This is a genomic window from Paraburkholderia sp. J69-1 (genome assembly GCF_905220255.1).
Classification (GTDB): domain Bacteria; phylum Pseudomonadota; class Gammaproteobacteria; order Burkholderiales; family Burkholderiaceae; genus Paraburkholderia.
In genome coordinates this window covers 306,563-322,576 of sequence record NZ_CAJMZG010000004.1, presented here as the reverse complement: position 1 = coordinate 322,576, position 16,014 = coordinate 306,563, and the positions used below count along the sequence as shown (strand labels likewise).

The 16,014-nt window shown below is 62.9% G+C and carries 13 protein-coding genes; all 13 read right to left on the bottom strand.

Annotation, left to right across the window (positions count from 1 at the left end; genetic code table 11):
• Positions 1-93: 93 nt before the first annotated feature.
• Entirely contained in the window at positions 94-696 is a 603-nt protein-coding gene (locus U5A67_RS09725; protein WP_415767802.1) for an ATP synthase subunit I, read from the bottom strand.
• Between the two features lie 295 nt (positions 697-991).
• The gene (locus U5A67_RS09720) at positions 992-2,101 is read right to left on the bottom strand and encodes an SLC13 family permease (protein WP_205983256.1); all 1,110 of its coding nucleotides are present in this window, start codon (positions 2,099-2,101) and stop codon (positions 992-994) included.
• Between the two features lie 69 nt (positions 2,102-2,170).
• A complete protein-coding gene (locus U5A67_RS09715) occupies positions 2,171-3,058 on the bottom strand; it encodes a ParB/RepB/Spo0J family partition protein (RefSeq protein WP_205983186.1) in 888 nt (295 codons plus the stop codon).
• A gap of 19 nt (positions 3,059-3,077) precedes the next feature.
• Positions 3,078-3,848, bottom strand: a complete 771-nt coding sequence (locus tag U5A67_RS09710) for a ParA family protein (RefSeq protein WP_205983185.1) — start codon at positions 3,846-3,848, stop codon at positions 3,078-3,080.
• 148 nt (positions 3,849-3,996) lie between these two features.
• The gene (gene rsmG / locus U5A67_RS09705; protein ID WP_205983184.1) at positions 3,997-4,695 is read right to left on the bottom strand and encodes a 16S rRNA (guanine(527)-N(7))-methyltransferase RsmG; all 699 of its coding nucleotides are present in this window, start codon (positions 4,693-4,695) and stop codon (positions 3,997-3,999) included.
• A complete protein-coding gene (gene mnmG, locus U5A67_RS09700) occupies positions 4,692-6,647 on the bottom strand; it encodes a tRNA uridine-5-carboxymethylaminomethyl(34) synthesis enzyme MnmG (protein ID WP_205983183.1) in 1,956 nt (651 codons plus the stop codon). Before mnmG ends, rsmG begins: the two co-directional genes overlap by 4 nt.
• Positions 6,648-6,832: 185 nt before the next feature.
• Positions 6,833-7,582, bottom strand: a complete 750-nt coding sequence (locus U5A67_RS09695; protein ID WP_321813829.1) for an ABC transporter ATP-binding protein — start codon at positions 7,580-7,582, stop codon at positions 6,833-6,835.
• A complete protein-coding gene (locus tag U5A67_RS09690) occupies positions 7,579-9,366 on the bottom strand; it encodes a branched-chain amino acid ABC transporter ATP-binding protein/permease (RefSeq protein ID WP_321813828.1) in 1,788 nt (595 codons plus the stop codon). Before U5A67_RS09690 ends, U5A67_RS09695 begins: the two co-directional genes overlap by 4 nt.
• Before the next feature lie 4 nt (positions 9,367-9,370).
• Entirely contained in the window at positions 9,371-10,426 is a 1,056-nt protein-coding gene (locus U5A67_RS09685; RefSeq protein ID WP_205983180.1) for a branched-chain amino acid ABC transporter permease, read from the bottom strand.
• Positions 10,427-10,643: 217 nt separating this feature from the next.
• The gene (locus tag U5A67_RS09680) at positions 10,644-11,825 is read right to left on the bottom strand and encodes an ABC transporter substrate-binding protein (RefSeq protein ID WP_415767801.1); all 1,182 of its coding nucleotides are present in this window, start codon (positions 11,823-11,825) and stop codon (positions 10,644-10,646) included.
• Positions 11,826-12,159: 334 nt separating this feature from the next.
• Positions 12,160-13,326, bottom strand: a complete 1,167-nt coding sequence (locus tag U5A67_RS09675) for an ABC transporter substrate-binding protein (protein WP_321813827.1) — start codon at positions 13,324-13,326, stop codon at positions 12,160-12,162.
• 754 nt (positions 13,327-14,080) lie between these two features.
• On the bottom strand, positions 14,081-15,052 hold the full coding sequence (locus tag U5A67_RS09670) for a branched-chain amino acid ABC transporter permease (protein ID WP_205983255.1): 972 nt from the start codon (positions 15,050-15,052) through the stop codon (positions 14,081-14,083).
• Positions 15,052-15,936, bottom strand: a complete 885-nt coding sequence (locus U5A67_RS09665) for a branched-chain amino acid ABC transporter permease (RefSeq protein ID WP_205983177.1) — start codon at positions 15,934-15,936, stop codon at positions 15,052-15,054. The genes U5A67_RS09670 and U5A67_RS09665 overlap by 1 nt, the downstream gene beginning before the upstream one ends.
• Between the last annotated feature and the right edge of the window lie 78 nt (positions 15,937-16,014).

Here is a 16,014-nt window from a genome sequence, read left to right as displayed (position 1 = left end):
CCGCATGTGCCGCCCCGCGTTGTCCAACCAGCACTGCCTCGATCGCTTCGACGCGCTCTATATAGATAGAGGGCGGCGCGATGTCAGCGTGGGTCAGCGCAACGCAAGCGCGATCCAGTATGTCTTCAGTGCGATCAGGTAAGTCACGAGCAACGGAATCCACTGCACGTCGTGATACCCGAACGCGATGGCGACGAACATCGCTATCGTCGCCCCCATCTTGAATGCTTCGCCGAGCACCCAGTTGAACACGGTCGCTGCACGGCTCAACTGCTTGAGGCGCGCCGCGAACAGCGCACCCGGTACCCAACAGATCGCTCCACCCAGGAACGCCGATAGCGCTACGGCGTTCGGCGCATGCACACCCGGCGGCTTATAAAACAGCCACCAGACCAGCGTAGCAACCAGGGACAAAACCACTTGCGCCGCCACGACACGAAAAGGTGTGACGCGGGATGGGCGGCTCACCTGTGCGCCGAAGATCTGCTCGGCTTCTGCCCGGGTGAGCGGAACGATGTCGTTGTTATCTGGCTGGTCGGCGTCCCACTCTGCGTTGTGGTCAGTACCTTTACGCACCGTGGCTCCTGCCGTATCCGTTACTGCATCCTGCTCATGGCTGGATGCTTCGCTCCCGCGTTGCGGACCATCGGGCCCTTCATGCGCCTGCGGCGCTTCGTCTGGCCTCTGACCCACCATCGTTTGCTTCCGGATATTTGCCTTGCGCGCGTTTCTTGCAACGTGCTTACAGCATCGCCAACCAAATAAATCCGGGCGATTGTAAGCGATAGTTGCAGCCAATTCAAGACTTTAGCCCGCTCAATAACACCCGTGAAATGCTACTTCATCATGCGGGAAACACGCCATTACGCGGGGGGTAATGCCAACTGTAAGGGAGCGCGCGCCGCACGTTCCGCACTCAGGAGAGCCAGGCAAAACGGGGCGCGATTTTACCGTGGAACGGCGCTCGTGTCGCCGCCTTGTCGCATTTCCGTCAGAAAAAATACAACAAAAGTCCGCCGCCAAATACTGCGATTAACCAGAATGGCATGGAGATCAGGTGGAACGGCAGCCATACGCCGCGTTCGCCGGACAAACGCACGGCAATCAGGTTGGCCAGCGAGCCGATCGCCAGCCCAAAGCCGCCGACGCTCACGCCGAATGCCAGCGCGCGCCAGTCGTGCGTGAAGTTGGCCAGCACGATTGCGGCGGGAACATTACTGATCGCTTGCGAGAGAACCGCTCCTGCGGCATAAGCGCGCAGGGGTGTCTGCAACGCGAGATCGGCGAGTGCGTGATGAATCCACGGCAGTGCCGCCGCGCTGCGCAAAACGATGAACATCAGCACGAAGATCAACAAAAGCAGCCAGTCGATCTTCAAAACGATGCGCGCACGCCACAGCAAAAAGCCCGCCCCTACTCCGGCCAGCGCGATGCCGGCGCGGTGCGCATCGGCGAGCAGCACAAAGCCGATGAACAACACGGCGGCCACGCCGGCCAGCGCGCGATCGACGGGATGTTCTTCGACGTCTTTCGTGAGGTCGAGCGCCTGTGGCTTGAACATCAGCGCGGCCAGCACGAATAGCATCGCCATCAGCAGGACGCACAGCGGCGCAAGCGCGACGACGAAGCGACCGAACGACGCGCCGCTCAGTTGCCAGAGAAACAGGTTCTGCGGATTGCCGAGCGGCGTGAGCACCGAGCCGGCGTTCACGGCCAGCGCGATCATGATGACGAGCCGCTTGAGCGGTAACGGCGTGAGCTTGTGCAGCGAGAGCACCAGCGGCACCACGACGAAAAGCGCGACGTCGTTGGTCACCACGGTCGAGAGCGCTGCCGCGAGCGCGATCAGCAAAAAAGCGAGCGAACGCTCAGAGCGGATGCGATGGACCAGGCGATGCGCCGTCCATGTGAGGAATCCTGAATATTCCAGCGCCTTGGTGAGAATCAGCAAACCGGCGAGCGTCATCACCGTTTGCCAGTCGACCAGCGCCGGTAGCGTGGACCATGGGCGCGGCGCAAAAACCTGCAGCGCAACGAATGCGACGACGAGGATCGTCAGCACTGGCTCGCCACGAGCAAACGCGCCGAACCGTTGCAACAGGTTCGGCGTTTCGTTCGCGGAGCCGCGCTTGGCGGCGTCGGATTCTCGCACTGGGCGCGGCGTGGCGCGTCAGACTGCGGTTTCGCCGCGCAGACGCAGCAGGATGCCCTCGAGCGAATCGAGGTCGCCGAAGTCAACAGTCAACTGACCTCTTCCACGGCGGCCCACTTTGATCTTGACCGTCGCAGCCAAGAGGTCAGACAACTCTTCCTCGAGCCGACGCGTATCGCGCCCGCCATCCTGCGCAACCTTGGCCTTGACTGCGGGTACGGCTTTGGTTGTGGCCGCAACGAGCTTTTCCGTTTCACGCACGGACAGGCGCCGATTGACCACCTGATGCGCGAGCTGGATCTGCGTTGCCGCATCCACGGCGAGCAGCGCGCGCGCGTGACCCATGTCGAGGTCGCCGGCGAGCAGCATCGTCTGTACCGGCATCGCCAGATTCAACAGACGCAGCAGATTCGATACTGCGCTGCGCGAGCGCCCGACCGATTCCGCGGCCTGCTCATGCGTGAAATTGAATTCGTCGAGCAGACGCTGGATACCCTGCGCCTCTTCCAGCGGATTCAGATCTTCGCGCTGGATGTTCTCGATCAGCGCCATCGCGGCGGCGGCCTGGTCCGGCACGTCCTTCACGAGTACCGGCACTTCCGTCAGACCCGCGATATTCGCGGCGCGGAAACGTCGCTCGCCGGCGATGATCTCGTAACGATCGCCGCCGATCGGACGCACGAGAATCGGCTGCATCAGACCCTGCGCGCGAATGCTCGCGGCGAGTTCCTGAAGCGCGCCTTCGTCCATGCGCGTACGTGGCTGGTACTTGCCCGCCTGCATCTGCGTGAGCGGGAGCGTGTTGGGTGCGCCTTCGATCTTCACCGCTTCGGTGATGTCCGCGCTGCCGCCGAGCAATGCTTCGAGTCCTCGGCCCAATCCTTTCTTACGTGCTACTGCGTTCATCGTGCTTCCCCAGTCTGCGTCAGAGCGCGCGCACGCGCTCGATCATTTCCGCGCCGAACTGCACGTAGGCCTGCGCACCGCGCGAAGCGCGATCGAACACCACGCCCGGCAAGCCGTAGCTGGGTGCCTCCGCGAGACGCACATTGCGCGGGATCACCGCGTCGAACACCTTGTCGCCAAAGTGCTCCTTGAGTTGCTCCGACACCTGCTGCTGCAGCGTGATGCGCGGATCGAACATCACGCGCAACAAGCCGATGACCTTCAGGTCGCGATTCATGTTCGCGTGGACCTGCTTGATCGTGTTCACGAGATCCGACAAACCTTCGAGCGCGAAGTACTCGCACTGCATCGGGATCACGACGCCGTGCGCTGCGCACAGGCCGTTCAGCGTGAGCAGCGACAGCGCGGGCGGGCAGTCGATCAGCACGAAGTCGTATTGATCGTCCACCTGGGCCAGCGCGTTCTTCAAACGACGTTCGCGTTGATCGACCGACACCAGCTCGACTTCGGCGCCGGCCAGTTCGCGGTTCGCGGGCAGCACGTCGTAGCCGACATGCTCGGGGCTCGTGCGTGCGTCGGGCACCGAGATGCCATCGACGAGCACTTCGTACACGGTGTACTCGCAGGCGGCCTTGTCGATGCCGCTGCCCATCGTGGCATTGCCCTGCGGGTCGAGATCGATGAGAAGGACACGCTGTCCCTGCGATGCGAGGCTCGCGGCGAGATTGACCGTTGTCGTCGTCTTGCCGACGCCGCCCTTCTGGTTCGCAACGCAGAAGATTTTTGCCATCTTGTGTGTGTCCCTTTTACTGCCTTGAAAGTTTGCTTACGTTAGCGCAGCCTTGTGGGCCACGCTATTCGGCCTTTCGGCCAATGGTGCTGGTTGTGCTGCGTGTGCTGCTATTCGTTGCGTACGCCTGGCGTACTTTCTGCCGCGCTCAAGCCTGCGGCAGCGGTTCGACCAGTACTTCGCTCAGATGGCGTTCTGCATCGAGCATCGGTACGGCCAGACGAATCGTCTTCACCGCACGCGCGCCCTCGGGCAAACGCTCGATTTCGCCGTCCGGACGTACACCCTTCATCGCCCAGATCGCGCCATCGTCGGCAACGAGGTGACGGGCCAGTGTAACGAAATCGGACAGTTCCGCGAATGCCCGCGAGACGATCATGTCGAATTTTTTCGGCACTTCGATGCCAGGGCGCAGCGATTCCACGCGCCCCGTCACGACCGCCAGATTCGTCAGTCCCAGTTCAGCCTTGGCCTGCGACTGGAACGCCGTCTTCTTATGCACGATGTCGTTCAGCGTCACATGCCAGTCCGGACGCGCAATCGCCAGCACGATGCCGGGCAGACCACCGCCCGATCCAACATCGAGCACCGTCGCGTTTTCACGTGAAGGCAGATGCGGCAGGATCGAAAGCGAATCGAGGATGTGCTGGATCATCATCTGGCGCGGATCACGGATGGCCGTCAGGTTGTAGACGGCATTCCACTTCGCCAGCAGCGTGACGTAGTCCAGCAGTTGTTCGTGTTGACGCTCGGTCAGATTGAGGGAAAGCGCCGTGGCGCCCTCCTCCAGCATGCGTGCAAGTCCGTCGCGGTCCGCGACACCCGGTTGCCGTGAACGAGCCGTCATTGAGCCGCCTTGTTATCGGTGCCGGCATCGGCCGGATTCTGGCGACGACGCCCCAGACCGCGCTTGAGGTGAACCATCAGCAGCGAGATCGCGGCAGGCGTAATACCCGAGATACGCGACGCCTGACCGATAGTTTCCGGGCGGAACTGGCTGAGCTTCTGGCACGCCTCGAACGACAGTCCACGCACTTCCGCGTAGTCGATACCCTCGGGCAAGCGCGTGTTCTCGTGCGCACCGTTGCGTTCGATTTCGTCGGCCTGACGGTCGATGTAGCCCTGATATTTGATGCCGATCTCGATCTGCTCCTTGATCTGCTCAAGAAGGATCGCGTCATCCGCAAGCGGAGCGTCGGGTGCGCAGGCACCTTCGCGCAGCGCAATCACACCGTCGTAGCTCACGCCCGGGCGACGCAGCAGATCGGCGAGATTGTATTCGTGGTCGATCGGCTTACCGAGCAGTGCCGTTGCTTCTTCCGCGCCAAGCGTCTTCGGATTCACCCACGTCGACTTCAGGCGTTCGGTTTCACGTGAAACAGCATCGCGCTTGCGACTGAATGCGTCCCAGCGTTCGTCGTCCACGACACCCAGTTCACGGCCGATTTCCGTCAGACGCATATCGGCATTGTCTTCACGCAGGCTCAGGCGGTATTCAGCACGGCTCGTGAACATGCGATACGGCTCGGACACACCACGCGTCACGAGATCGTCGACCAGCACGCCGAGGTAAGCCTGATCGCGGCGCGGGCACCATGCATCCTTGCCCTGCACCTGCAGACCGGCGTTGATACCCGCGAGCAAGCCTTGGGCGGCCGCTTCCTCGTAGCCGGTCGTGCCATTGATCTGACCCGCAAAAAACAGACCGTTGATGACCTTGGTTTCCAGCGAAGCCTTCAGACCACGCGGATCGAAGTAGTCATACTCGATCGCATAGCCGGGACGCAGGATATGCGCGTGCTCAAGGCCGCGCATCGAATGCACGAGGTCCAGTTGCACGTCGAACGGCAGGCTCGTCGAGATCCCGTTCGGGTAGAACTCGTTGGTCGTCAGCCCTTCCGGCTCCAGATAAATCTGATGCGACTCCTTCGAGGCGAAGCGATGGATCTTGTCTTCGATCGACGGGCAGTAGCGCGGCCCTACTCCTTCGATCACGCCCGTGTACATCGGCGAACGGTCCAGACCGCCACGGATGATGTCGTGCGTGCGCTCGTTGGTGTGCGTGACCCAGCACGGAATCTGCTGCGGATGTTGCTCGGCACGGCCGAGGAACGAGAAGACCGGCACCGGATCGAGGTCGCCCGGCTGCTCTTCGAGCACCGAGAAGTCGATCGTGCGGCCGTCGATACGCGGCGGCGTGCCCGTCTTGAGGCGGCCCTGCGGCAGCTTCAGCTCCTTCAGGCGTGCGGACAAGGTCACCGCGGCGGGATCGCCAGCGCGACCGCCGGTGTAGTTGTTCAGGCCCACGTGAATCTTGCCGTCGAGGAACGTCCCTGCCGTCAGCACCACGGCGCGGGCGCGGAAGCGCAGACCGATCTGCGTCACTGCGCCGACCACGCGATCGCCCTCGACCATCAGGTCTTCGACAGCTTGCTGGAACAGCCAGAGATTCGGCTGATTTTCGAGACGACGACGGATCGCAGCCTTATAAAGAATGCGGTCAGCCTGGGCGCGCGTCGCACGCACAGCCGGGCCCTTGGACGAATTGAGAATGCGGAACTGAATGCCGCCCTCGTCCGTCGCTGCGGCCATCGCGCCGCCGAGCGCATCGACTTCCTTGACCAGATGGCCTTTGCCAATACCGCCGATCGACGGATTGCAGCTCATCTGGCCGAGCGTTTCGATGTTGTGCGTGAGCAGGAGCGTCTTCACGCCCATACGGGCAGCGGCAAGCGCGGCCTCGGTGCCGGCGTGACCGCCGCCGACGACGATTACGTCAAACTCTGTGGGAAAAAGCATGGCGGGGACCTCACGCACGGACGAATGGACCGCGTGAGCCTTCTCAGAAAAAGTGGTATGCGCGGATTATAACGGTTTCAGGTTTTCGACCGATCACACCCGAATAAGGTTTAATCGGGCCGAAGAAAAAAAGCGGCGTGTTTCACGTGAAACACGCCGCCGATTTCTGCAGAGCCTGACGAGAACTAGACGGGTTTCTTCGCCAACCCAAGATACGTCTCGATCACTCGCGGGTTCTGCGCCAGATCATTTGCCGGCCCTTCCAGCGCCAGATCGCCCGTTTCCAGCACGTAGCCGTAGTCGGAAATCTGCAAAGCCGCGCGCGCGTTTTGTTCGATCAACAAGGTCGCGACGCCCGTTTGCCGCAGCGCGCTGATGATGTGGAAGATCTCTTTCACGATCAACGGTGCCAGGCCAAGGCTCGGCTCGTCCAGCATCAACAGGTCGGGCTTGCCCATCAACGCCCGGCCCACCGCGAGCATCTGCCGCTCGCCGCCCGAAAGCGTGCCTGCGGCCTGCGCGCGTCGTTCCTTCAAGCGCGGGAAAAGCTCGAACACGTGATCGAGTTGATCGAGAAAGTCGCGCTCCCCTGCCCGCTTGCGCCGGTACGCGCCGAGCACGAGATTGTCCTCAACCGACATCGACGCAAACAACTCCCGCTTCTCCGGCACGAGGCACATGCCACGCGCGACCCGGCGTTCGATGGGCAAGGCGCCGACGTCTTCGCCCTGGTAGGCAATCTTGCCGCTCGCATGCCCGGTAACCGGCAGCGCGCCCATGACTGCATTCAGCAGCGTCGACTTGCCCGCGCCGTTCGGCCCGATCACCGAGACGATCTGCCCGGCGCCAACCTTGATCGACGCCTTATGCAGCGCCTCGATCTTGCCGTAGCGCACGGCCAGGCCCGTTACTTCGAGGATGGCTTGCGTCATCATTCCACCCCGCCCAGATAAGCTTCGAGCACCGCCGGGTCTTGCTGGACATCTTGCGGCAAGCCTTCGGCGATGCGCGTGCCGAACTCCATGACGACCAGTCGATCAGTGAGATTCATCACGAAGTCCATATCGTGTTCGACCAGCAGCACGCTCATCCCCTCTTCCCTCAGCTTGCGCAGCAACGCCGCCAGTTGCAGCTTCTCCTGATAACGCAGGCCCGCCGCCGGTTCGTCCAGCAACAGCAGGGTCGGATCGCAGCAAAGCGCCCGCGCAATTTCCAGAATCCGCTGCTGGCCCAGCGCCAGACTGCCCGCTTCCTCATACATCTGCGACTCCAGGCCGACGCGCTTTAGCTGCCTCGCCGCCTCGCTCATCAGCCTCCCCTCTTCCGCCGCATTGAGCTTGACGACGCTGCGCAGCACGCCCGAATGCCCACGCAGATGCGCGCCGATCGCCACGTTCTCCAGCACGGTCATCGTCGGCAGGAGTTTGACATGCTGGAAGGTGCGCCCGATGCCACGCGCGACGATTTCACGTGAAGTCAGCTTGTCGATACGCTCGCCACGGAACGTGATCGCGCCGCTAGTCGGCTGAAGCACGCCAGTCACGAGGTTGAATGTGGTCGATTTCCCCGCGCCGTTCGGCCCGATCAGGCCGATGATCTGGCCAGCCTTCACCTCGAAGCTCACATCGTTCACCGCCACCAGCCCGCCGAACTGCTTGCGCGCCTTATCGACGGTCAACAGCAACTCGCCCGTCGCCGGCTTGCTGCGTTGCGGCAAAGGCTCGGCGTGCTCGGGCACGTGCGCCTGCGGCCCACGTGGAAAGAAGCGCGCAACAAATGGCCAGACGCCGCGCCGCGCGTACTGGAGCAGCAGCACCATCAGAATGCCGAAGACGATGATCTCGAAGTTGCCGTTCTCGCCGAGCAGTTTGGGCAGCAACGTCTGCAGCCAGTCCTGCAGCAAGGTGAGGATCGCCGCACCCAGCACTGCGCCCCAGACATGCGCAACGCCGCCCACGACCGCCATGAAGAGATATTCGATGCCGTGGTTCAGGCCGAACGGCGTCGGGTTCACGGCGCGCTGCAAGTGCGCGTAGAGAAAGCCCGAGACCGCCGCCAGAACCGCCGCGTAGACGAAGATCACCACGCGCATCCACGCCGTATTGACGCCCATCGCCTCGGCCATCAGACCGCCGCCGCGCAGCGCGCGAATCGCCCGGCCGGTGCGGCTGTTCAGCAGGTTCTGCACCGAGATCACCGAAGCCAGCACCACCACCCAGATCAGGTAGTAGATGTGCCGCCCCGACTCCAGCTCGATGCCGAACACCTTGAGCACCGGAATCCCGTTGATGCCGTCGTACTTGCCGAGCATGTCCAGATTGCCGAACAGGAAGAACAGCGCAAGGCCCCAGGCGATGGTGCCCAGCGGCAGGAAGTGGCCTGAGAGCCGCATCGTCACGAGGCCCAGCACGAGCGCGACCAGCGCCGTAATCACCACGCCGACGATCAGCGCGAGCCACGGCGAAACGCCGTACTGCGTCGTCAGATACGCCGTGGCGTAAGCGCCCAGCCCGACGAACGCAGCCTGCCCGAAACTCGTCATCCCGCCGATGCCGGTCAGCAGCACCAAGCCGATCGCCACGATCGAATACAAGCCGATGTAGTTGAGCAGCGTGATCCAGTATTCGGGCACGCGCACGACGCCGGGCAACACCGGCAGCGCGAACATCACCACGAGGAACAGCCAGAAGAAGTGGTTATGCAAAACAAGTCGTTTCATCGCGTCACTCCTCTTCCTCTTCGGCGTGCGGCGTGGACAGACTGCGCCACAGCAGCACGGGAATGATCAGCGTGAACACGATCACCTCCTTGTACGAGCTCGCCCAGAACGACGAGTACGACTCCAGCAGCCCCACGAGCACCGAGCCCGCCGCGGCCAGCGGATAGCTCACCAGCCCGCCGATGATCGCGCCCACGAAGCCCTTCAGCCCGATCAGAAAGCCCGAGTCGTAGTAGATGGTCGTGAGCGGCGCGACCAGCACGCCGCACAGCGCGCCCAGCCCTGCCGCGAGCGTGAACGCGAGCCGCCCGGCCTGCGTCGTGCCGATGCCAACCAGCCGCGCGCCCAGCCGGTTCACCGAGGTCGCGCGCAACGCCTTGCCGGAGATCGTGCGATCGAAATAGAAGTACAGCGCGACGATCAACACCACCGCCGTGCCGACCACCCAGAGACTCTGCCCCGAGATCGACAGCGCGCCGATGTTGAAACTGGCGTCCGAGAACGCGGTCGTGCGCGAGCCTTCCGCGCCGAACATCACGAGCCCGAGACCGACCATCGCGAAGTGCACGGCCACCGCCACGATCAGCAACAGCAGCGTGGTGGCTTCGGCGATCGGCTCATAGGCAAGCCGGTAGATGAACGGCCCCATCGGCACGACGATGGCGAGCGTCAGCGCAATCTGCGCGAGCATCGGCAAGGGCTGCCCTGCCAGGCCGCGCGTGAGCGCATAGAGCGCGATGGGGAACAGCAGATACTTGCCCGCGAGCGAGACGAGCGTGCGCGCCGCGTGGCGACGGCGTTCTGCATGACGCACGAGCCCCGCCGTTTCGACGACAAAGCACGCAGCGCCCAGCGCAACGAGCAGCCAGCAGGTGGCGGGAAACTTCTGCGATTGCAGCGCGGCCAGCGTCAAAGCGCCGTACGAAACGAACTCGCCCTGCGGAATGAAGATCACCCGCGTCACGGAAAACACCAGCACCAGGGCGAGCGCGAGCAGCGCGTAAATCGCTCCGGTGGTGATGCCGTCCTGCGCGAGGATCGCGGCGATCGATAAATCCATAACCCCTCTTTCTGGAACGCGTGAAGCCGCCAACGTCAGGACGACGTTGGGAGATGCGGGACAAGACAGCGCAGACAGCGCAACGGGAAAGCGCGCGGCGCGCCAGGTTCAGCCGCGCCGCTTCAGAGACAGGACAACAGATACCGATGCCGCGCCGCACGTGAAACACGCCAGCGTTTCACGTGCGAGCGCGCGGCATCGACCACGCGAACAAACCTCAATCGCCTTGCAGCTTCCACTTGCCGTTGACGACTTCGACGATCACGCGCGCGCGGTCGTCGAGGCCGTTATGGTCGGTCGCCGACGTGTTCATGATGCCGTGCGAAACCGGCAGATCCTTGATGTTTTCGAGCGAGTCACGCAGCGCCACGCGGAACGCCTCGGTGCCCGGTTGCGCGGTCTTGAGCGCGGCCGGAATCGCACGCTGAAGCATCTGGCCTGCGTCCCACGCGTGACCGCCGAAGGTCGCCACCGTGCCTGCGCCGTAGGCTTTCTCGTAGGCCGCCTTGTAGGCCAGCGCCGACTTCTTCACCGGGTTCGAATCAGGCAGTTGATCGGCGACGAGAATCGGGCCGGCGGGCAGCAGCTCGCCTTCGCAATCCTTGCCGCACACACGCAGGAAGTCGTTATTGGCGACGCCGTGCGTCTGATAAATCTTGCCCTTGTAGCCGCGATCCTTGAGCGTGGTCGCGGGCAGCGCCGAAGGCGTACCGGAACCGGCGATCAGCACCGCATCCGGGTTCGCCGCCATCAGCTTGAGCGCCTGCCCCGTCACCGAGGAATCGGTGCGGTTATAGCGCTCGCTCGCGACGATCTTGACGTTGTGCTTCGCCGCGGCCGCCGTGAATTCGCGCAGCCAGCTATCGCCATAGGCGTCCGTGAAACCGATGAAGCCCACCGTCTTGACGCCGTGCTTCTCCATATAACCGGCGATCGCATCGGCCATCAGGCTGTCGTTCTGCGGCGGCTTGAAGGCCCACTTGCGCTTGTCGTCCACCGGCTGGATGATGGCCGCCGATGCCGCGAGCGAGATCATCGGCGTCTTGCCTTGCGCGACCACGTCGAGCATCGCCAGCGAGTTCGGCGTCACCGAGGAACCGATGATCGCGTCGACGTGATCTTCGTCGATCAGCTTGTGCGTGTTCTGCACGGCCTTGCTCGTATCGGACGCGTCGTCCAGCACGATGTACTGCACGCTCTTGCCGCCGATCTCCTTGGGCAGCAGCGCGATCGTGTTCTTCTCCGGGATGCCGAGCGACGCCGCCGGGCCCGTCGCCGAAAGCGTCACGCCGATCTTCACCTGCGCGGCCGCCACGCCCGCCATGCTCATCAATGCCGCTGCGAGCCCGGCATTGAGCGCCGTCACCGACCACTGTTTCATCGCCAACTTCTTTTTCATTGCGCGTCTCCAAACGCTTCGTCTGCGTGTCGATTTGTTTTTCCAGCGGCGTGTCGCGAAGCGCCTGAAGGTGTTCGCGGCCGCGCCGGCCTTTGAGTGTAGTAATCGGGATCGCGCGTGTGACGCATGGTTTTCCCTGCCTGCGGCACTGCACAAGCCGCCACGCGATCCGCCCTGCTGCGTGCTGCCCTACCCTGCTGCTCTTCGCTGCTTTGCGCTACAACTGCTCGCGGCATCGACGCGCGCACATCGTTGCGGCAGCAACAAAAAAGGCACGTCCTGGGGAGCGTGCCTTTTGATGTCGGATGCGATGCGTGTGCGTTCCTTGAGAAACTCAGTCGCCAGCCAGCTTCCATTTGCCGCCGACGATCTCCACCATCACGCGCGCCCGGTCGTCGAGGCCCGCGTGATCGGTCGCGCTCATCGTGAAGATGCCGTGCGCGCCCGCTACGTCGTGCGTGTCTTCGAGCGCCTTGCGCAACGCCGTGCGGAACGCAGGCGTGCCCGGTTGCCCGGCCTTCAGCGCAACGGGAATCGCGTGCTGGAGCAACAAGCCTGCGTCCCACGCATGGCCGCCGAAGGTGGAAATGGAAGCTGCGCCGTAGGCCTTCTCATAGGCCGCCTTGTAGGCCAACGCCGACTGTTTCACGGGATTCGATGCGGGCAGTTGATCGGCGACCAGCAGCGGGCCGGCGGGCAGATACGTGCCCTCGCAGTCCTTGCCGCACACGCGCAGGAAGTCGTTATTGGCGACGCCGTGCGTCTGATAATACTTGCCCGCGTAGCCGCGCTCCTTGAGCGTCTTCTGCGGCAACGCGGCGGGCGTACCCGCACCGGCGATCAGCACCGCGTCGGGATGCTGCGAGATCATCTTGAGCACCTGGCCCGTGACGGACGCATCGTTGCGCGCAAAGCGTTCGTTCGCGACGATCTTGATGTTCTGCTTCGCCGCCGCCGCGCTGAAGGTCTTGTACCAGCTCTCGCCGTACGCATCCGAGAAGCCGATAAAGGCCACCGACTTCACGCCATGCGCGGCCATATGTTGGGCGATGGCGCCGGCCATCAACTGATCGTTCTGCGGCGTCTTGAAGACCCACGCGCGCTTCGCATCCATTGGCTCGACGATCGAGGCGGCGGCCGCCATCGAGATCATCGGCGTGCCGGTTTCGGCGGCGACGTCGATCATCGCCAGCGAGTTCGGCACGACGGTCGAGCCGAGCAGCGCGTCGACGTGATCTTCACTGGTGAGCTTGCGGGCGTTCTTGACGGCCTGGGTGGAGTCGGTGGCATCGTCGAGGACGATGTAATCGACCTTCTGACCCGCAATGTCCTTCGGCAGCAACGCGATCGTGTTCTTTTCCGGGATGCCCAGCGACGCCGCCGGTCCCGTGGCGGAAAGCGTGACGCCAATCTTCACGTCCGCATGCGCCGCGCCCGCCGTGGCGGCGAGCATCCCCGTGGCGGCCATGGCCGCACTCATCCAACGCCAAACCAACTGCATCTCCACTCCTTCGATCTTCGTATTCTTTATTGCGCCGGAAATGCGAGGTTTTCCGGGTTCGAAATCAGGCAGGGTTTTACGCGCCGATAATGCTGACCGCATGGTCGGCGAATGGCGAGTGTAACGGAGCGATGTTTTGCGCGGCAAGCGCTTTCCGGCAGCTTACAGCGCGGATGCAACGGTGCAAAAACGGCTGCGGAAATGCGTAACGGCGCAGGCCCCGCACGACGGCGGTTTCACGCAAAGCCAAGCTGTTTGCGTAAATCGACGCAATGCGACAAAGCGGAAACGACGGATTAATGGTGAATCGATGGCGAACGCCAGATTGAACTACCGGGAAAAACCGGGAAAACCGCGAGGGGGGAAAAACGGGAAGGGAGAGACGAGAGAAGACGAGAATGGAGAACGAGGTGCATTAGCGATTTGAGCCAATGCTGAATATTAAAAGCGCAGTTGGATTCTCATCCAACTGCGCTTCCTTGTCCGGGCACTTTGTGCCTCAGTTGTCTCCTCGTTCTCCACCTGCAAATTCGGTGCATCAGAACTAGGTGAAACTTTAACTTTCGCCCCTCTCATGGGCAACTAGCATTTACCCTAGTGGTGCAGTGCGGCACCGAATTGGGGCGCACTGACACAGAGATGTCGCATTCAAACGCTGTGCGGCAGGCCGTTTGGCACAAGACCCCGTTCACACACGAAGACACCTATTCTCACGTGAATTTCCACGTGAAGCAAGGGTCGGTGCACGCGCCGGTCAGGCGCGCAGCGGCCGCACCCGCGCCACGATTTCGCCGACGATGCCACGCCGGAACGCCAGCACGCAGGCGATGAAAATCAGCCCCGTGACGATGGTTGCGGACTCACCCAGCGAGCGGAACCACTCCACGCCCGTCACCGAAGCCAGCATGCCGCCGATATCGCCGAGCCGGTCTTCCAGCGCGACGATCAACGCCGCACCCAGCAGCGGCCCGAACAGCGTGCCCATGCCGCCCACCAGCGTCATCAGGATCACGAGGCCGGACATGGTCCAGTAAGCGTCGCCGAGCGTCTCGAAACCCAGCACCAGCACCTTGAGCGAACCGGCCAGCCCCGCAAGCCCGGCCGAAAGCACGAAGGCGAGCAGCTTGAAGCGATCGGTGTCGTAGCCCAGCGAAATCGCGCGCGGCTCGTTCTCCTTGATCGCGACCAGCACCTGGCCGAACGGCGAATGCACGATACGCACGATCAGCATGAAAGCCAGCACCATCACCACCAGCACGACGTAGTAGAGCGAGAGATCCGAATCGAGCGACACCACGCCGAACAGCTTGCCGCGCGGCACGCCCTGCAGACCGTCTTCGCCGTGCGTGAACGGCGCCTGCAGGAACACGAAGTAGACCATCTGCGCGAGCGCGAGCGTGACCATCGCGAAGTAGATGCCCTGGCGGCGAATCGCAAAGATGCCGACGATCACGCCGAGCAGCGTAGCCACCGCCGTGCCGGCCAGCACGCCCAGCTCCGGCGTGAAACCGAGCGACTGGATCGCGTAACCGGCGGTGTAGCCGGCGCTCGCGAGAAACATCGCGTGACCGAACGACAGCAGGCCCGTATAACCGATCAGCAGATTGAACGCGGCCGCGAACAGCGCGAAGCACAGCACCTTCATCACGAAGAGCGGATAGCCGCCGGCGAACGGCGCCACGATCAGCCCGAGCAGCAGCAGCGCATACAGCACTTTTCTTTGCATCATCGTTCCTTGCCGAAGAGTCCAGCGGGGCGGATCAGCAGCACGATCGCCATGATGACGAACACCACGGTCGCGGACGCCTCCGGCCAGAACACGCGCGTAAAGCCCTCGATCACGCCGAGCATCAGCCCCGTGAGAATCGAGCCCATGATCGACCCCATGCCGCCGATCACGACCACGGCGAACACCGTGATGATCATCGGCTGGCCCATCAGCGGCGAGACCTGGATCACCGGCGCGGCCAGCACGCCCGCGAAGGCCGCGAGCGCCACGCCGAAGCCATAGGTGAGCGTGATCATGAGCGGCACGTTGATGCCGAACGCCTCGACGAGCTTGGGGTTTTCCGTGCCCGCGCGCAGATACGCGCCCAGCCGCGTTTTCTCGATCACGAACCACGTGGCGAAGCACACGGCCAGCGAAGCGACGACAACCCACGCGCGATAGTTAGGCAGATACATGAAGCCGACATTGGTTGCGCCTGCAAGCAGATCGGGCACGTCGTACGGCTGGCCCGAAGCGCCATAGATCGAGCGGAACACGCCCTCCACCACCAGCGTCAAACCGAAAGTCAGCAGGAGTCCGTACAAATGATCGAGCCGATACAGCCAGCGCAGCATCGAACGCTCGATCAGCACGCCGATCAAGCCCACCACGAGCGGCGCGACAAAGATCATCACCCAGTACGGCAGATTGAAATACGCGAGACCCATCCACGTGAGCATCGCGCCCAGCATGAACAACGCGCCATGGGCGAAGTTGATCACGTTGAGCATGCCGAAGATCACCGCAAGGCCAAGGCTCAGGATCGCGTAGAACGACCCGTTCACGAGCCCGAGCAACAACTGGCTCAGCATTGCCGAAAGCGGAATGCCAAAGATCATCATGAAAGCCGCCCCCGATGGAACTGCGATGTAACCGCGATCTAACGATTCAGGCACGGGTTATCGGTTGAAGCATCGATG